This window comes from Stutzerimonas stutzeri (assembly GCF_000952685.1).
Classification (GTDB): domain Bacteria; phylum Pseudomonadota; class Gammaproteobacteria; order Pseudomonadales; family Pseudomonadaceae; genus Stutzerimonas; species Stutzerimonas stutzeri_E.
The window spans coordinates 42879-60217 of the sequence record NZ_JYHV01000007.1; the positions used below are offsets into that span (position 1 = coordinate 42879).

The following is a 17339-nucleotide window of genomic DNA, read 5'->3' on the forward strand; positions in this document are numbered from 1 at the left end:
CGAAGGCGATCGATGCTAATCCTTGGCGAGGTTCAAGGTAAGCCCATGCCTCATAGGCTTGGATGCTCCATCGCGACGGGTGTTCAGTCGATGCAGACTCCGGCCGAGATGCATTCGCGCGAGGATTGGTCGCTCAAAGCACTGGCAGTGCCCGCCTTGGGTGGCGACAATGACGTCATTCGGTGGCTGGTGTGGATGCCGCTGTCATCAACTGGTCACGAAGTCGGCCTATAAACGTCATATTCGCCCGCGTTGCGGGTCAGGAGTCCGTTGTGAGTTTCGTTCCTGCCAATCGATTGTTTCCCGCTACTCGCCTGCGTCGTAACCGTCGCGATGAGTTTTCTCGTCGGCTGGTTCGCGAGAACGTGCTGAGCGTGGACGATCTGATCCTGCCGGTATTCGTCCTCGACGGCGAGAATCGTCGCGAGCAGGTGCCGTCGATGCCAGGTGTGGAGCGTCTGTCCGTCGACCTGCTGCTGCAGGAGGCTGAGGAATGGGTGGCGTTGGGGATTCCTGCGCTGGCGCTGTTCCCGGTTACTCCGCTGGAGAAGAAATCGCTCGATGCCTCTGAGGCGTGGAATCCGGACGGCATCGCCCAGCGTGCGACGCGAGCGCTGCGTGAGCGCTTCCCGGAACTTGGCGTCATCACCGATGTGGCCCTCGATCCGTTCACGACTCATGGCCAGGACGGCATACTCGACGAGCATGGCTACGTGCAGAACGACGTTACCGTCGATGCGCTGGTACGGCAGGCGCTGTCCCATGCCGAAGCCGGCGCCCAGGTGGTGGCACCATCAGACATGATGGACGGGCGTATCCAGGCGATTCGTGAAGCGCTCGAAGTCGCCGATCACCACAACGTGCGCATCATGGCCTACTCGGCTAAGTACGCCAGCGCCTATTACGGCCCGTTCCGCGATGCGGTGGGATCGGCGGCGAACCTCGGCAAGGGCAGCAAGAACACCTATCAAATGGACCCGGCCAACGGGGACGAGGCGCTGCATGAGGTGGGAGCCGATCTCGCCGAAGGCGCCGACATGGTCATGGTCAAGCCTGGGATGCCCTATCTGGATATTTTGTGGCGCGTCAAAGATGCCTTTCGCGTGCCCACGTTCGTCTATCAGGTCAGCGGTGAATATGCGATGCATATGGCGGCTATTCAGAACGGCTGGCTGAGCGATGCGGTAATTCTCGAATCGCTGACTGCCTTCAAACGCGCGGGCGCCGATGGCATCCTGACTTATTTCGCCAAACAGGCGGCACAACAATTGAAACAGGGGCAATAAGCCCTTCCGAGGCAGATTGATGACTACTCAGGGACTCAGCGAGAGCGAATTGCAGCTGGCCTCCGCCGATGAGGCGCCATTGCCACTGGAGCTTCCGCAGGAAGCGGAGAAAGTGGAGGAGGTGCCCGCGCCGCCGGTACAACCAGTGCCGAATCTGGACGACAACAGCCTCTATATCCATCGTGAGCTGTCGCAGCTGCAATTCAATATCCGAGTGCTGGAGCAGGCGCTGGATGAGTCCAATCCATTGCTGGAACGGTTGAAGTTCCTGCTGATCTTCTCCAGCAACCTTGATGAGTTCTTCGAAATCCGTGTCGCCGGGCTGAAGAAACAGGTCACCTTCGCTCGCGAACAGGCAGGTGCCGATGGTCTGCAGCCGCACCAGGCGCTGGCGCGGATTTCCGATCTGGTGCATGAACAGGTCAATCGACAGTATTCGATTCTCAATGAGGTGCTTCTGCCGGAATTGGCCAAGCATCAGGTGCGCTTCATTCGTCGGCGGCACTGGACGACGAAGCTCAAGACCTGGGTGCGTCGATATTTCCGAGACGAGATCGCGCCGATTATCACCCCGATCGGCCTGGATCCGACCCATCCGTTTCCCTTGCTGGTGAACAAGAGCCTGAATTTCATCGTTGAGCTGGAAGGTATCGATGCCTTTGGCCGCGACTCGGGGTTGGCGATCATTCCGGCACCCAGGCTGCTGCCGCGGGTGATACGCGTCCCCGAAGAGGTGGGCGGTCCCGGCGCCAATTATGTGTTTCTGTCCTCCATGATCCATGCGCATGCGGACGACCTGTTCCACGGCATGAAGGTCAAGGGCTGCTATCAGTTCCGCTTGACGCGAAATGCTGATCTTTCGGTGGACACCGAGGATGTTGAGGATCTGGCACGAGCGCTGCGTGGTGAATTGATTTCCCGCCGCTATGGCGATGCGGTGCGGCTGGAGGTGGTGGACACCTGTCCGCCGCACCTGGCGGATTTCCTGCTCAAGCAGTTCAGCCTGAGCGAAAGCGAGCTCTATCGGGTCAATGGTCCGGTCAACCTGACCCGGCTGTTCGGCATCACCGGTCTGGATAGCCACCCGGAGTTGCAGTACACGCCATTCACACCGGCAATCCCTAAGCTGTTGCAGAACAGCGAGAATATTTTCAGCGTCGTCGGCAAGCAGGACATTCTACTGCTGCATCCTTATGAGTCGTTCACGCCCGTGGTCGACCTTCTGCGCGAGGCTGCCAAGGATCCGTGCGTGCTGGCAGTCAAACAGACGCTGTATCGCTCCGGCGCCAATTCGGAAATCGTCGACGCGTTGGTGGAAGCGGCGCGTAACGGTAAGGAAGTCACTGCGGTGATCGAGCTGCGGGCGCGCTTCGACGAGGAGTCCAATCTGCAGCTGGCGAGCCGACTGCAACAGGCCGGTGCTGTGGTGATCTACGGTGTGGTTGGCTACAAGACCCACGCCAAGATGATGCTGATCCTGCGCCGCGAAAATGGCGAATTGCGGCGCTACGCGCATCTCGGGACCGGCAACTACCACGCCGGCAATGCCCGGCTGTACACCGACTACAGCCTACTGACTTCTGACGATGCGCTATGCGAAGACGTGTCGAAGCTGTTCAGCCAGTTGATCGGCATGGGCAAGACCATGCGCATGAAGAAGCTGCTGCATGCGCCGTTCACCCTGAAGAAGGCGCTGCTCGACATGATCGCCCAGGAAACCCAGCACGCCAGCGAGGGGAAGCCGGCGCATATCATTCTCAAGATAAACTCGCTGACCGATGCGAAGATGATTCGCGCCCTGTACAAGGCCAGCCAGACCGGCGTGCGGATCGATCTGATCGTGCGCGGTATGTGCTGCCTGCGCCCGGGGGTCGTTGGTGTTTCGCACAACATTCAAGTGCGTTCGATCATTGGCCGCTTCCTTGAACACAGCCGGGTCTTCTACTTCCTCAATGGCGGCGACGAGAAACTTTATCTGTCCAGTGCGGACTGGATGGAGCGCAATCTGGACCGTCGGGTCGAAACCTGTTTTCCAGTGGAAGGCAAGAAGCTGATCACACGGGTAAAAAAGGAGCTGGAAGGCTTCCTCACCGACAATACGCAGAGCTGGGTGCTGCAGCCCGACGGTGGTTACCTGCGCAACAGCCCGAGTGGCAACCAGAACCCGCGTAACGTTCAGAATACGCTGTTAGAGCGTCTAGGTAGCCCGACGGCACGCTGAGCAGTCCGCCGCGTGCCTTGGCCTTGCCGGCCGCTATACGGTCCGGCACGGCGCGATCAGCGTACCGTCAGGGTGAAGTCGATCCGATTAAGCCACTCTGCCTCCAGGGCGAAATCGGCTTGGGTCAGCGGATTGTTCTCCAGCCAGCCCTCGGGAAAGGCCACATCGAGACTGTTGTCGCCTGCCTTGAGCGTGAACGCTGGCGCCTGCTGCGGTCCGCGGATGTGGTGGAACAGGATGGCGAAGCGCAACAGCACGCAGAGCCGGGTGAGCTTTACGCCGTCTTCGCTCAGTTCTTCGAACTTCTGGCTCGGTATGTTGCGGCGATGGCCGCGCACGAGCAGTGCGAGCATTTGCTGGTCCTGACGAGAAAATCCGGGAAGATCGGAGTGCTCAATCAGGTAGGCGCCGTGCTTGTGATAATGATAGTGCGCGATATCCAGACCTACTTCGTGAATCCGCGCGGCCCAGCTAAGCAGCTCACGGTGCCAATCCTCGTCCAGCCCCCAGTCGGTCGACACTTGATCGAGCGCTTCCAGTGCCTTGCTTTCGACCCGCGTCGCCTGCTCGAGATCGACGTGATAACGCTCCATGAGAAAGCTCAGCGTGCGATCGCGGATATCCTCATGATGATGGCGGCCGATGAGGTCGTAGAGCACGCCTTCACGCAGGGCGCCCTCGGAATGAGCCATGCTGGTGAGCTCCAGCGCATCGAAGATCGCTTCGAGGATGGCCAGACCTGCCGGGAAGATGGCCCGACGATCCGGCTTGATGCCGTCCATGTCGAGCTTGTCCACGTCGCCCAGCTTGAATAGCTTGCGCTTGAGCCAGCCAAGCCCTTCGCTGGTGACCTGACCGTTGCTCAACCCGGCACCCTTGATGGCGAGACCAATGGCGCGGATGGTGCCGGACGCACCCACCGCATCCTGCCAGCCGAGCCGACGCAAACCGTGCTCGATGCTCATCAGCTCCAGCCGCGCCGCCGTATAAGCCTGGGCATAGCGCGCAGCGGTAATCTTGCCGTCACGGAAGAAGCGTTGGGTGAAACTCACGCAGCCCATCTGCAAACTTTCGCGTAGCAGCGAATCGAAACCCTGGCCGACGATGTACTCGGTGCTACCGCCGCCGATGTCTACGACCAACCGCTTTCCGGCGGCCGCCGGAAAGGTGTGCGATACGCCGAGATAGATCAGTCGTGCTTCCTCGCGGCCGGAGATCACCTCGACCTGATGATCGATAATCGCCTCGGCCTGACGGATGAACTGCGCACGGTTACGGGCTTCGCGCAGGGCATTGGTGCCGACCACCCGTACAGCGCCCTGAGGCAGATGATTGACCAGTTGCGCGAAGCGGCGCAGACAGTCGAGGCCGCGCTGCATGGCGTCATCATCGAGCATCCGATTTTCGTCGATACCGGCGGCCAGCTGGACCTTCTCACCCAGCCGCTCGATGATGCGCATTTCGCCGTTGCTGGTGCGGGCCAGGACCATGTGGAAGCTGTTCGATCCGAGATCCAGGGCGGCGATCATCGGAGAAGGTTCGGCGACTAGTGGGCGCATGGGACAGTCTCTGTGCAAAACCCCGACATCCTGACATGATCATCGACATCCGCCAACGCGCAACGCCCATACGAAGCGTCTGGATATCGCGCCCATAGCTTGCACCCGTTGCCATTTGGCGATTGTCCAGGTGACAGGCTGCGGCTTTCGGTCCGCACCAAGCCGGGCTATGATGGCGTCACTTTCTGTTTTGACCCTGGAGAAAATCCATGAGCGAATACATCAATAATGTCAGCGACAGCAGTTTCGAGCAGGACGTGCTCCAGGCTGACGGCCCTGTGCTGGTCGATTACTGGGCCGAGTGGTGTGGCCCCTGCAAGATGATCGCTCCTGTGCTCGATGAGATTGCCAAGGAATACGAGGGTAAGCTCAAAGTCTGCAAGCTGAACATCGACGAGAACCAGGAAACCCCACCGAAGTATGGTGTGCGCGGCATCCCGACGCTGATGCTGTTCAAGAACGGTAATGTCGAAGCCACCAAGGTTGGCGCTCTGTCGAAGTCGCAGCTGGCTGCGTTTCTCGACAGCAACATCTGAATCGAAGCTCCGTCTTTAAAAGGCCCTCGCGAATGCGGGGGCTTTTTTTAACTGCAGAGTGGACGCTTCGTCTGCGCAGTGCTAAATTCGGACTCGCGACGCTTCTCCCGTCGCCCTCTGCATGCCGTCGCCGACGCACTTCCGCCTCATAAAGCACAACGAACTCCGTTCGTCTCTTGCTGCGCGGCTTCTCAAGCTAATCGCTTTCTTCATCCTTCCTGACTCTTTCTATGAATCTGACCGAACTTAAGCAAAAGCCCATCACCGAACTGCTGGAAATGGCCGAACAGATGGGCATCGACAACATGGCCCGTTCGCGCAAGCAGGACGTGATTTTCTCGCTGCTGAAAAAGCACGCCAAAAGCGGTGAGGAAATCTCCGGTGATGGCGTGCTGGAGATTCTCCAGGACGGCTTCGGCTTCCTGCGCTCCGCGGATTCTTCCTATCTCGCCGGGCCTGACGACATTTACGTCTCGCCGAGCCAGATTCGCCGCTTCAACTTGCGTACCGGTGACACCATCGTCGGCAAGATCCGCCCGCCGAAAGAAGGCGAGCGCTATTTCGCGCTGCTCAAAGTCGACACGATCAACTTCGATCGGCCGGAAAATGCCAAGAACAAGATCCTGTTCGAGAACCTGACACCGCTATTCGCCAACAAGCGGCTGACGATGGAGGCCGGCAACGGTTCCACCGAAGACCTGACCGGCCGGGTGATCGACCTTTGCGCGCCGATCGGCAAGGGGCAACGTGGTCTGATCGTCGCACCGCCGAAGGCGGGCAAGACCATCATGTTGCAAAACATCGCCAGCAATATCACCCGCAATAACCCCGAGTGCCATCTGATCGTTCTGCTGATCGATGAACGCCCGGAAGAGGTGACCGAGATGCAGCGCACCGTGCGCGGTGAGGTGGTCGCTTCCACCTTCGATGAGCCGCCGACCCGTCATGTGCAGGTGGCTGAAATGGTGATCGAAAAGGCCAAGCGCTTGGTCGAGCACAAGAAGGACGTGGTCATCCTGCTGGACTCCATCACCCGTCTGGCCCGTGCCTACAACACTGTGATCCCAAGTTCCGGCAAGGTGCTGACCGGTGGTGTCGATGCCCATGCGCTGGAGAAGCCCAAGCGGTTCTTCGGTGCGGCGCGCAACATCGAGGAGGGGGGTAGCTTGACCATTCTCGCCACCGCGCTGGTCGAAACCGGTTCGAAAATGGACGAGGTAATCTACGAGGAGTTCAAGGGTACCGGTAACCTGGAGCTGCAACTGGATCGCCGCATCGCTGAGAAACGTGTGTTCCCGGCCATCAACATCAATCGCTCGGGCACCCGTCGCGAAGAGTTGCTGACCAGTGAGGAAGAGCTTCAGCGCATCTGGATTCTGCGCAAGCTGCTACACCCGATGGATGAAAGTGCCGCCATCGAGTTCCTGCTGGACAAGCTCAAGGACACCAAGACCAACGAAGAATTCTTCATGTCGATGAAGCGCAAGTAAGCGACTGGTTGTACCGTCGAGGCCGGGGAAACCCGGCCTTTGGCTGTCTGCAGGTTTCGGAATCGGCGGCGCCAAGGCTAAACTCTGCGCCCTCGACACTTGCCGGCCCATGCGAGGCTCAAGCATGCAGTACCGCGATTTGCGCGAATTTATCAGTGGTTTGGAACAGCGCGGTGAGCTCAAGCGCGTTTCGACCGCTGTTTCTCCCGTTCTGGAAATGACCGAAATATGCGATCGCACCCTGCGCAAGCAGGGACCGGCGTTGCTCTTCGAGAATCCAACCGGCTTCGACATGCCCGTGCTCGGCAACCTGTTCGGTACGCCCAAACGTGTCGCGCTGGGGATGGGCGCCGAGGAGGTGTCGGAGTTGCGCGAGATCGGTAAGCTGCTGGCCTTCCTCAAGGAGCCAGAGCCACCGAAGGGGCTCAAGGACGCTTGGAGCAAGCTGCCGATCTACAAGAAAGTTATCAGCATGGCGCCAAAGGTGCTCAAGGACGCGCCCTGTCAGGAGGTCATCGTCGAGGGTGACGACGTCGATCTGTCAGCGCTGCCGATACAGACTTGCTGGCCGGGTGATGCTGGACCGTTGATCACCTGGGGACTGACTGTCACAAAGGGGCCGAACAAAGAGCGTCAGAACCTGGGTATTTACCGTCAGCAGGTGATCGGCCGCAATAAGGTGATCATGCGTTGGCTTAGTCATCGAGGCGGCGCGCTGGATTTCCGTGAGTGGTGCGAGAAATACCCGGACAGACCCTATCCGGTCGCGGTGGCGCTTGGCGCCGATCCGGCCACCATCCTCGGCGCGGTCACGCCGGTACCCGATTCGCTGTCAGAGTATGCCTTTGCCGGTCTGTTGCGCGGAAGCCGCACCGAACTGGTCAAGTGCCGCGGCAACGATCTGCAGGTGCCGGCTGGTGCCGAGATCGTGCTCGAGGGTTATATCCAGCCCGGCGAAATGGCGGACGAGGGCCCCTACGGCGACCATACCGGCTACTACAACGAAGTCGATCGCTTTCCGGTATTCACTGTCGAGCGCATCACCAAGCGCCGCGACGCCATTTATCACAGCACTTACACCGGTCGTCCGCCGGATGAGCCGGCAATCCTCGGCGTGGCGCTCAATGAGGTCTTCGTGCCGATTCTGCAGAAGCAGTTTCCGGAGATCACCGATTTCTACCTGCCACCGGAAGGCTGCTCCTACCGTATGGCGGTGGTTACCATGAAGAAGCAGTACCCCGGCCACGCCAAGCGCGTGATGTTGGGCGTATGGAGCTTCCTGCGGCAATTCATGTACACCAAGTTCGTCATCGTCACCGATGACGACATCAACGCACGGGATTGGAACGACGTCATCTGGGCGATCACCACGCGTATGGATCCCAAGCGCGATACGGTGCTGATCGAAAACACCCCCATCGACTACCTCGATTTCGCCTCCCCGGTTTCCGGTCTGGGCAGCAAAATGGGCCTCGATGCCACGCACAAGTGGCCGGGCGAGACCAGTCGCGAATGGGGGCGTGCCATCGTTCAGGACGAGGCGGTCAAGCGGCGTATCGACGAACTCTGGGCCGGGCTGGGTATCGACTGATGACTGGCCGTCGTTATTTCAGGTTTTTGAATAAATGAAAGTTACGCTGCAACCCTCCGGCGCGGTGCTTGAAGTTCAACCTGGCGAGCTGATTCTCGATGCGGCTCGGCGCCTAGGCTTCGACTGTCCGCAGGCCTGTCGCAACGGCAGTTGTCTGATCTGCGCCGCCTTGCTGGTAAACGGTCGAGTGCGCCAGCGTGGCGAAAGTCGCGACCATGGGGAGGTCTTCGCCTGTCTGGCTGAGCCCGAGGAAGATTGTGTTTTGCTGTGGGATGGTGTGCTGGCCCCGGGCGAACTGCCGGTGCGGACCCTCAGTTGTCAGTTGATCAGCTGCGAAGCGGTGGGTGGCGACGTGTTCCGGCTGCGGCTCCGCGCGCCCGCCGGCAAACCACCGCGCTATCACGCTGGCCAATATCTGCTACTAGAGCGCGAAGATGGCGAGTTCAGCGCCTTTTCCCTGGCGTCCGCGCCTGGGCGGGGGCGTGAGCTAGAGCTGCATGTGCTGGCGCGCGAGCCGTCCGCGATCGGGCTGCTTGATTTCATCAGACGCAATGGCATGGTCAAAGTGCAGATGCCGTTCGGCGACACCCATCTGGCCGAGCTGCCGGATGGTCCGCTGGTACTGATCGCGGCGGGAACCGGCATGGCGCAAATGCACAGTCTAATTGAGCACTGTCGAGCCGAAGGCTTCGCTCATCCCGTGCACCTGTATTGGGGCGTAAGGCGTCCGGAGGACTTCTATCAGCTACCGCATTGGGATGAGTGGCAGCACATGCCGAACCTTTCGCTCCATCAGGTCGTCAGTGACGTCTGCGGCTGGCAGGGACGTTGCGGCATGTTGCATGAAGCGGTCTGCGAGGACTTCGCTGACCTCAAGCCGGTTCATGTCTATGCCAGCGGTTCGCCAGCGATGATCTATGGCACGCTGGATGCGTTGGTCGAGGCGGGAATGGATGCGACTCAGATGCGCGCAGACGTGTTCGCCTACGCGCCGCGCGAGCGATAGCGGGCAGCAACTTCGTAGGGTAAGGCCTGAGCCCGGGGTTGGAGCACCGCAGGCGTTTATGGCGCGCTGCGGTAGGGGCATCGGCTCAGCGAGTCTGCCGCTGCTGCAGCAACAGGTTGTTATAGCCGCTTGACGAAAGCGTCTTCTGAGCCTGGCCAAGCTGCTCCCGGTTGGCGTAGGGGCCGACCAACACCCGATACCAATCCTCGTCGCGGACGGTGACGTTCTCGACCCGCACATCCTGACCCAGCAGGATGATTTGAGCCCTGACTCTTTCTGCTTCGGCTTGCTTGCGGAACGAGCCTGCCTGCAGGAAAAACTGGGTAACCGGTGCTTTGGCCACCATCGGCGGAGGTGGCGGTACCTGGCCATTCAAAGCGGCTTCGGCACGCGCCGCATCGATTTTGGCTGCCTCTTCTGCGGTGACCGGTTTCGGAGGCTCCGGTTTCGGTGCTTCAGGCGGCAGGATCACTTCGGATTCGGGCAGCAGCGTATAGAAGTCGTATTTCGGCTTCACCGGTTGGCCTGTAGTCGGCGGATGGCGCTTCGGCTGCTCCTTGGGCTTGGGCGTGTCCTTGGCACGCTTGATCTCGTCCCCGCCGGGTTCGAGGTTCATCAGAAACATGATGAAGCCGCCGATGACCAAGCCGCAAACCAGCCAGATCCATCCGGGCACGGGTTTCTTAGCGGGCGCTTGGTAGCGGCTCGCGCCACGCTTCGGTGCAGGTTTCTTCCTGGCTGCCACTTACATTCGCTCCAGCGTTTCCAGGCCAAGCAACTCCAGACCCTGCTTGAGGGTCTTGCCGGTCAGGGCAGCTAGACGCAGGCGGCTCTGTTTCACGGTTTCGCTTTCGGCGGTGAGTATTGGACAGTGCTCGTAGAAGCTGGAGAAAAGCCCGGCCAGCTCGTACAGGTAGCTGCACAGTAAATGCGGGACGCCCTTTTCGCCGACGCCGTTCAGCACCTCGGTGAACTGAGCGAGTTTTGCGCCCAGCTCTTGTTCCTGTTCGGCTTCCAGCCGTATCTCGCCTACAAGCCCGTCCATGCCGGTGCCCAGTCTGCGAAATACGCTGGCCACGCGAGTGTAGGCATAAAGCAGGTAGGGCGCGGTGTTGCCTTCAAAACTGAGCATCTGCTCGAAGTTGAAACTGTAGTCGCTGGTGCGGTGCTTGGAGAGGTCCGCGTATTTAACGGCGCCGATGCCTACAGCGCGAGCGATCTGCCGCAGTTCGGCTTCGCTCAGGTCCGGATTCTTACCCTTGACCAGGCTGTAGGCGCGCTGCTCGGCCTCGTCGAGTAGGTCGACCAGCTTCACCGTGCCGCCATCGCGAGTCTTGAACGGGCGGCCATCGGCACCGTTCATGGTGCCAAAGCCCATATGTTCGAGTTGCATTCCCTCATGCACGAAGCCGGCGCGGCGCGCGACCTCGAAGGCCATCTGGAAATGCAGCGCTTGACGCTGATCGACAAAATACAGGGCGCGATCGGCGTTGAGTTGCTGGCTGCGGTAACGCATGGACGCCAGGTCGGTGGTGGCGTACAGGTAGCCGCCACCAGCCTTCTGGACGATCACCGGTAAGGGGTTGCCTTCGGCATTCTTGAACTCATCGAGAAAGACGCACTGGGCACCGTTGCTTTCGCTCAGCAGGCCTTTGGCCTTGAGCGACTCGACGATGTCGCCTAGCTCGGCGTTGTAGGCGCTCTCGCCCTTGACGTCGGCCGGTGTCAGCTTGACGTTGAGGCGGTCGTAGACCTTCTGGCAGTGCGACAGGGATATCTCGTTGAAGCGGGTCCACAGGCGCAGGCAGTCGGCATCGCCTGCTTGCAGTTTCACCACCAATTCACGGGCCCGATCGGCGAAGTCGGTGGATTCGTCGAAGCGCCGCTTGGCCGCGCGATAGAACTGCTCGAGATCGGACAGCTCGCTTTCGGCCGCGGCGGGGTTCTCCTCCAGATAGGCGAGCAGCATGCCGAACTGAGTGCCCCAGTCGCCGACGTGATTCTGCCGGATCACCTCGTCGCCAAGGTACTCAAGCACCCGCGCCACGGCATCGCCAATGATGGTGGAGCGCAGGTGGCCTACGTGCATTTCCTTGGCGAGATTCGGCGAGGAAAGGTCGACCACGACCCGCTGGGGTGGGCTTGCCTTGCTGACGCCCAGGTGCGGGTCGGCAAGCGCAGTGTCAAGGCGCTGGGCCAGCGCGGCGCTGTTCTGGAAGAAGTTGAGAAAGCCTGGGCCGGCGATTTCCACCTTGCTGACGCCGGGATCGGCCGGCAGCGCCTCGATGAGTTTCTGTGCGAGGTCACGAGGCTTCATCCCGGCAGGCTTGGCGAGCATCATGGCAATGTTGCTTGCGAAATCGCCGTGAGCCTTGTCGCGGGTGTTCTCCACCTGAATGGTCGGGCTCAACCCTTCGGGCAGCACGCCTTCAGCGGTGAGACGGGTCAGGGCTTGCTGGATCAGGTGGCGGATGCTGTCTTTCATCGTGAGCTCGGTCGGCCCGAAGGCTTTGGTCGAAAACTGGGCATTATCGACGTCCGAGGGGCGAACCTTCAAGGCTTAAGGTGCTTGGTTGCCGGTTAAGGCCGGATTCATCCAGCGTCAGAACAGGTCGATCGGATCGACATCCAGCGACCAACGTACCGTACGGCTGCCCGGGAGCGCTTCCACCTGGGGCAGCCATGCACTCATCAGCTTGTGCAGCGGGGCTCGGGCATTGGCCTGGAGCAGCAGCTGGGCGCGGAAGCGCCCGGCGCGTCGCTCCATCGGTGCGGGCACCGGGCCGAGCAATTCAACCCCGCTTAAGCCGAGTTGCGTCGTCAGGTGTTCGGCTTGGCTGCAGGCCTGGTCGAGGAAGTCTTCAGCCTGGCCGGGCTTTGCCGCTTCGGCGCGTAGTAAAGCAAGATGGCTGAACGGTGGCAGGCCCGCGGCGCGGCGCTCGCTCAATGCCTGGTCGGCGAAGGCGAAATAGCCTTGCTCGGTCAATTGAACCAGCAGCGGATGGTCGGCCAGATGGGTCTGGATGATGACCTTGCCAGGCTCTTCGGCACGGCCTGCGCGCCCCGCCACCTGTACGATCAATTGGGCCATTCGCTCGCTGGCGCGAAAGTCTGCCGAGAATAGGCCGCCGTCCGCATCGAGGATCGCGACCAGGGTGACCCGAGGGAAATGATGTCCCTTGGCGAGCATCTGGGTGCCCACCAGCAGGCAGGGTTCGCCACGGTTGATGGTAGCCAGCAATTGCTCCATGGATCCCTTGCGTGACGTGCTGTCGCGGTCGATGCGCAGCACCGGATAGTCCGGAAAGAGAATGCTCAGACGTTCTTCCGCGCGCTCGGTGCCAGCACCTACAGGACGCAGGTCGAGTTTGTTGCACTCCGGACAATTGCGGGGTGGACGCTCGGAATGCCCGCAGTGGTGACAGCGCAGCTCATTGTGGCGTTGATGCAGAGTCATTCGGGCGTCGCAGCGTGGGCATTGACTGAGCCAGCCGCAATCATGGCACAGCAGCGAAGGGGCGAAGCCGCGGCGGTTCAGGAACACCAGCACCTGCTGCCCGGCGGCGAGTGTCTGTGCCATGGCTTGTTGCAGCGGGCCGGAGATGCCTGAATCCAGCGGGCGGCTTTTCACGTCGAGGCGCAGAAACCGGGGCGCTTGGGCACCACCGGCACGCTGGGTCAGCTTCAGCAGCGCGTAGCGACCGATGTGCGCATTGTGCAGGCTTTCCAATGACGGCGTTGCCGATCCCAGCAGAATCGGGAGGTTCTCTTGGTGGGCCCTGACCACAGCTAAGTCGCGAGCGTGATAGCGCAGGCCTTCTTGCTGCTTATAGGAGGCGTCGTGCTCCTCATCGAGAATGATCAGCCCCGGGTTCTTCATTGGGGTGAACAGCGCCGAACGGGTGCCAATGATGATGTCCGCCTCGCCATCGCGCGCCGCCAGCCAGGCGTCCAGGCGTTCGCGGTCGTTGACATTGGAGTGCAGCAGGGCGATACGCGCATTGAAGCGTTTTTCGAAGCGCGCCAGGGTTTGCGGGCCGAGGTTGATTTCAGGAATCAGTACCAGCGCCTGCTTGCCGGCTTCGAGCACCTGATGGATTAGCTGAAGATAGACCTCGGTCTTGCCGCTGCCTGTGACGCCGGCCAGCAGGAACGGCTGGAAGCCATCGAGGCCGGCACGGATGGCTTCGAAGGCTGCGCGTTGTTGCTGGTTCAGCGGAAGCTCCGGCTGCAGTAGCCAGCTACCCTGGTGCCGCTGAGTCCGATGACTGCGGCGTGTCTCGATGCGCAACAGGCCCTTCTGTAGCAGCAGATCGAGACTGTCCTTGCTCAATTGCAGTTGGGTCAACAATGAATGCGCCACGCCGTGCGGATGCTGGCCGATGGTCTTCAGTGCCTCGCGTTGACGTGGCGCCCGGCTAAGGCGTGGATCCTCCGGTCGTGCTCCATTGACAACATGCCAGAAGCGCTCCTGCCTGGCCTCGGCAGGCTCGCCCTGGCGTAGTAGGACCGGAAGCGCCCAACTGAGCGTGTCGCCGAGGCTGTGCTGGTAATACTGGGCGGTCCACAGGCACAGCTTGAACAGCGGCGACGGTAGCGGAGGGCGCGCATCCAGCAGCTCCAGGGCCGGTTTGAGCTTCGCCTCGGGGATCTCGCTGTGGTTGGCCACTTCCACCAGAACTCCAACGATCTCGCGTCGCCCGAAGGGCACCCGCAACCGCATACCCGGCTGCAGCGATGCGTATGGAATGCCGGTTGGGGGGAGGTAATCGAAGAGTCTGCGCAACGGGGAGGGTAGCGCGAGGCGAAGTATGGGTTGGGGCACACGAAAGTCCTTGGAGGCGAACGCCGATGTTAAACGATCCAGCGCTGCAACAGACCGGCATGCGTTCAAGAGTCGGTTCGATAGCCAGATGCCTGTGATCGGGGGCTGTCGCCGATCGATCAGCTGCCCTTGCATCACTAACGGTCTCTGGTATCATTCGCGCCCTTCCGTGCGGTACTCGACATAGGGTCGGGTGGCGGCACAAGTCCTAGAGGATTTTTCCATGAAAGCCGATATCCATCCTAACTACGTTGAAATCGAAGCCACTTGCAGCTGCGGCAACGTCATCAAGACTCGCTCCACGCTGGCCAAGAACCTGAACATCGACGTGTGCTCTGAGTGCCATCCGTTCTACACCGGCAAGCAGAAAGTGCTGGACACCGGCGGCCGTATCGACCGCTTCAAGCAGCGTTTCGGTGTGTTCGGCGCGAAGTAAGCTGTCGCCGCGACGGGAATCCCATGAGGTTTTCCGAGCATCTTAAAAAGGCGTCCCTGGTGGGCGCCTTTTTCGTTTCCGTCTTCTTCAGTCTGCAGGCGCAGGCGCTTTGTCCTGTTAGCGGCCCGCTGCCGTCAGCGAAGGTCGCAACAGTCATCGACGGAGATACTCTGCGCCTGGTCGATGGGCGTCGCGTACGCCTCATCGGCGTGAATGCCCCTGAAGTCGGCCGCAAGGGGCGCAGTGCCGAACCGTTCGCGGAGGCGGCCAAGCGTCGGCTGCAAGCACTTGTAAACGCCAGCGGCGGACGCGTGGGGCTGCGGCTCGGTCAGGAGGCCAGTGATCATTACGGCCGACTGCTGGCCCATGCCTTCGACTCGCACGGTGAAAATCTCGAAGCTGTTCTGCTTGCCGAAGGGCTGGGCTTTTTTGTCGCCATCGCACCGAACACGCTGCTGGCTGACTGTCATCTCGCCGTGGAACAGCAGGCTCGGCTTGCCGGCAAAGGTGTCTGGCATCAGCCCCCGATCACCTCGGCTGAGCGCCTGCGCCGCGGTGGTTTTGCACTGGTCAGGGCGCGGGTCGATCGACTGGAGACCAATCGTGGTGGCGTCTGGTTGGAGCTGGATGGCCCTCTGGTGATTCAGGTTCCCCGTGAAGCCGTTGCGTCATTCGCCGATTCGCTGAAAGACCTGCCAGGCAAGCAGGTCGAAGCAAGGGGTTGGGTGATCGATCGCAAGGGGCGTGCGGATTTGTCGCGTCAGGCTCGCTGGCTACTGAGAGCAAGCCACCCGTCAATGCTTGTTCCGCTGCCGTAACTCGTCGTTAGCTGGCGGGGCGGGAAAATTTTTGGCTCGGCTTAACTGAAAGTCGTAGGGCCAGGTCTTGACAGTCACCTTTCCCGTTGGCTTGTGACGGCGCTCGGTCTTGGCGTATGCTCGGCCCCCTGTCTGTCCCAGTAAAATAAGCGGAATGCCTCATGACTGACCTGAAAACTGCCGCTCTCGACTATCATTCCCAGCCTCGTCCGGGAAAGCTGAGTGTCGAGCTGACCAAGCCCACTTCCACCGCTCGTGATCTGTCACTGGCCTACAGCCCTGGCGTGGCGGAACCGGTTCGAGAAATCGCCCGTGATCCGGAGCTGGCTTACCGATACACCGGTAAAGGCAATCTGGTCGCGGTGATCTCCGACGGCACCGCGATTCTTGGTCTGGGCAATCTGGGGCCGCTGGCATCCAAGCCGGTTATGGAAGGCAAGGGCGTTCTGTTCAAGCGATTCGCTGGTGTCGACGTGTTCGATATCGAAGTCGATGCGGAAAGTCCTCAGGCTTTCATCGATACGGTCAAGCGCATTTCCATCACCTTCGGTGGCATCAACCTGGAAGATATCAAGGCGCCTGAATGCTTCGAGATCGAGCGGGCGCTGATCGAGCAATGCGACATTCCGGTATTCCATGACGACCAGCACGGCACCGCTATCGTTACTGCGGCGGGCATGCTCAATGCATTGGAAATCGCTGGCAAGACGCTGGAGCAGGCCAAGATCGTCTGCCTCGGCGCCGGCGCTGCGGCGACCTCTTGCATGAAGCTGCTTGTCAGTATGGGGGCGAAGGTCGAGAACATTTTCATGATCGATCGCAAGGGTGTAGTCCATGCTGGTCGTGACGATCTGAATCAGTACAAGGCGGTGTTTGCCCATGAGACAGACAAGCGCACGCTGGATGATGCCCTCGATGGCGCTGACGTCTTTGTAGGCCTGTCCGGCCCCAATCTGTTGAGCGCCGAAGGCCTCAAGCTGATGGCAGCGAACCCGGTAGTGTTCGCCTGCTCGAACCCCGATCCGGAGATCAACCCAGAGCTCGCTCACGCGACCCGTCCCGATGTGATCATGGCTACTGGCCGCTCGGATTATCCGAACCAGGTCAACAACGTGCTGGGCTTCCCGTTCATTTTCCGTGGGGCGCTGGATGTTCGTGCGACGCGCATCAATGAGGAGATGAAAATCGCTGCTGCGGTGGCTCTGCGTGAGCTGGCCAAGCTGCCGGTTCCGGCTGAGGTGGCTGCTGCTTATGGCGTTGAGCAGCTTCAGTTCGGGCGTGAATACATCATTCCGAAACCGATGGATCCTCGCCTGATCACCCTCGTCTCCGACGCGGTGGCCAAAGCAGCGATCGAAAGCGGCGTGGCGACACTGCCGTATCCGTCGAATTACCCGCTCAAGTCGGTTCACGACGTGTTCAATGGCTGATTAGCTCGGCCATAGCCCCGCTTCGGCGGGTGCGCGGCACTCGGAAAAACCCCAGCCCCGGCTGGGGTTTTCTATTTCGGGCTATGGTAAGAAGCTTGGCGCACTGGAGCGCGCTTGCGGCCTGTGATCCCCCCGAGTCCG

General features: G+C 60.6%; 13 protein-coding genes. 9 read left to right on the forward strand and 4 right to left on the reverse strand.

Annotated elements, in window-relative coordinates:
- Positions 1–272 precede the first annotated feature (272 nt).
- Both hemB and ppk1 read left to right on the forward strand, forming a co-directional pair.
- The gene (gene hemB, locus UF78_RS02415) at positions 273–1286 is read left to right on the forward strand and encodes a porphobilinogen synthase (RefSeq protein ID WP_045160478.1); all 1014 of its coding nucleotides are present in this window, start codon (positions 273–275) and stop codon (positions 1284–1286) included.
- A gap of 19 nt (positions 1287–1305) precedes the next feature.
- Positions 1306–3507 carry a polyphosphate kinase 1 gene (gene ppk1 / locus UF78_RS02420; RefSeq protein WP_045160479.1) on the forward strand — a complete coding sequence of 734 codons (2202 nt, stop codon included), beginning with the start codon at positions 1306–1308 and terminating at the stop codon, positions 3505–3507.
- Between the two features lie 56 nt (positions 3508–3563).
- Here ppk1 and ppx read toward each other — a convergent pair whose 3' ends face one another.
- The gene (ppx, locus tag UF78_RS02425) at positions 3564–5066 is read right to left on the reverse strand and encodes an exopolyphosphatase (RefSeq protein WP_045160480.1); all 1503 of its coding nucleotides are present in this window, start codon (positions 5064–5066) and stop codon (positions 3564–3566) included.
- 209 nt (positions 5067–5275) lie between these two features.
- Between ppx and trxA the strand changes: the two genes are divergently transcribed.
- The 4 genes from trxA (at position 5276) to UF78_RS02445 (ending at position 9689) form a co-directional block, all read left to right on the forward strand.
- A complete protein-coding gene (trxA, locus tag UF78_RS02430; RefSeq protein WP_019341284.1) occupies positions 5276–5602 on the forward strand; it encodes a thioredoxin TrxA in 327 nt (108 codons plus the stop codon).
- Positions 5603–5832: 230 nt separating this feature from the next.
- Positions 5833–7092, forward strand: coding sequence for a transcription termination factor Rho (gene rho / locus UF78_RS02435; RefSeq protein WP_019341285.1), 1260 nt, complete (start codon positions 5833–5835; stop codon positions 7090–7092).
- 124 nt (positions 7093–7216) lie between these two features.
- Positions 7217–8683, forward strand: a complete 1467-nt coding sequence (gene ubiD / locus UF78_RS02440) for a 4-hydroxy-3-polyprenylbenzoate decarboxylase (RefSeq protein WP_045160481.1) — start codon at positions 7217–7219, stop codon at positions 8681–8683.
- 34 nt (positions 8684–8717) lie between these two features.
- Positions 8718–9689, forward strand: coding sequence for a CDP-6-deoxy-delta-3,4-glucoseen reductase (locus UF78_RS02445; protein ID WP_045160482.1), 972 nt, complete (start codon positions 8718–8720; stop codon positions 9687–9689).
- Positions 9690–9774: 85 nt separating this feature from the next.
- Here the strand turns inward: UF78_RS02445 and UF78_RS02450 are convergent, their stop codons facing one another.
- The 3 genes from UF78_RS02450 to UF78_RS02460 all read right to left on the reverse strand — a co-directional run bounded on the left by UF78_RS02450 (position 9775) and on the right by UF78_RS02460 (position 14514).
- A complete protein-coding gene (locus UF78_RS02450) occupies positions 9775–10434 on the reverse strand; it encodes an SPOR domain-containing protein (protein ID WP_045160483.1) in 660 nt (219 codons plus the stop codon).
- Positions 10435–12174 carry an arginine--tRNA ligase gene (gene argS, locus UF78_RS02455; RefSeq protein ID WP_045160484.1) on the reverse strand — a complete coding sequence of 580 codons (1740 nt, stop codon included), beginning with the start codon at positions 12172–12174 and terminating at the stop codon, positions 10435–10437.
- Positions 12175–12291: 117 nt separating this feature from the next.
- The gene (locus UF78_RS02460; protein WP_045160572.1) at positions 12292–14514 is read right to left on the reverse strand and encodes a primosomal protein N'; all 2223 of its coding nucleotides are present in this window, start codon (positions 14512–14514) and stop codon (positions 12292–12294) included.
- A gap of 223 nt (positions 14515–14737) precedes the next feature.
- On the opposite strand from UF78_RS02460, the gene rpmE reads away from it, so the two are divergent.
- The 3 genes from rpmE to UF78_RS02475 all read left to right on the forward strand — a co-directional run bounded on the left by rpmE (position 14738) and on the right by UF78_RS02475 (position 17198).
- Complete coding sequence (gene rpmE / locus UF78_RS02465) at positions 14738–14950, forward strand: 50S ribosomal protein L31 (protein WP_045160485.1); 213 nt, start codon at positions 14738–14740, stop codon at positions 14948–14950.
- A gap of 23 nt (positions 14951–14973) precedes the next feature.
- Complete coding sequence (locus UF78_RS02470; protein ID WP_045160486.1) at positions 14974–15768, forward strand: thermonuclease family protein; 795 nt, start codon at positions 14974–14976, stop codon at positions 15766–15768.
- A gap of 161 nt (positions 15769–15929) precedes the next feature.
- On the forward strand, positions 15930–17198 hold the full coding sequence (locus UF78_RS02475; RefSeq protein ID WP_045160487.1) for a malic enzyme-like NAD(P)-binding protein: 1269 nt from the start codon (positions 15930–15932) through the stop codon (positions 17196–17198).
- Positions 17199–17339 lie beyond the last annotated feature (141 nt).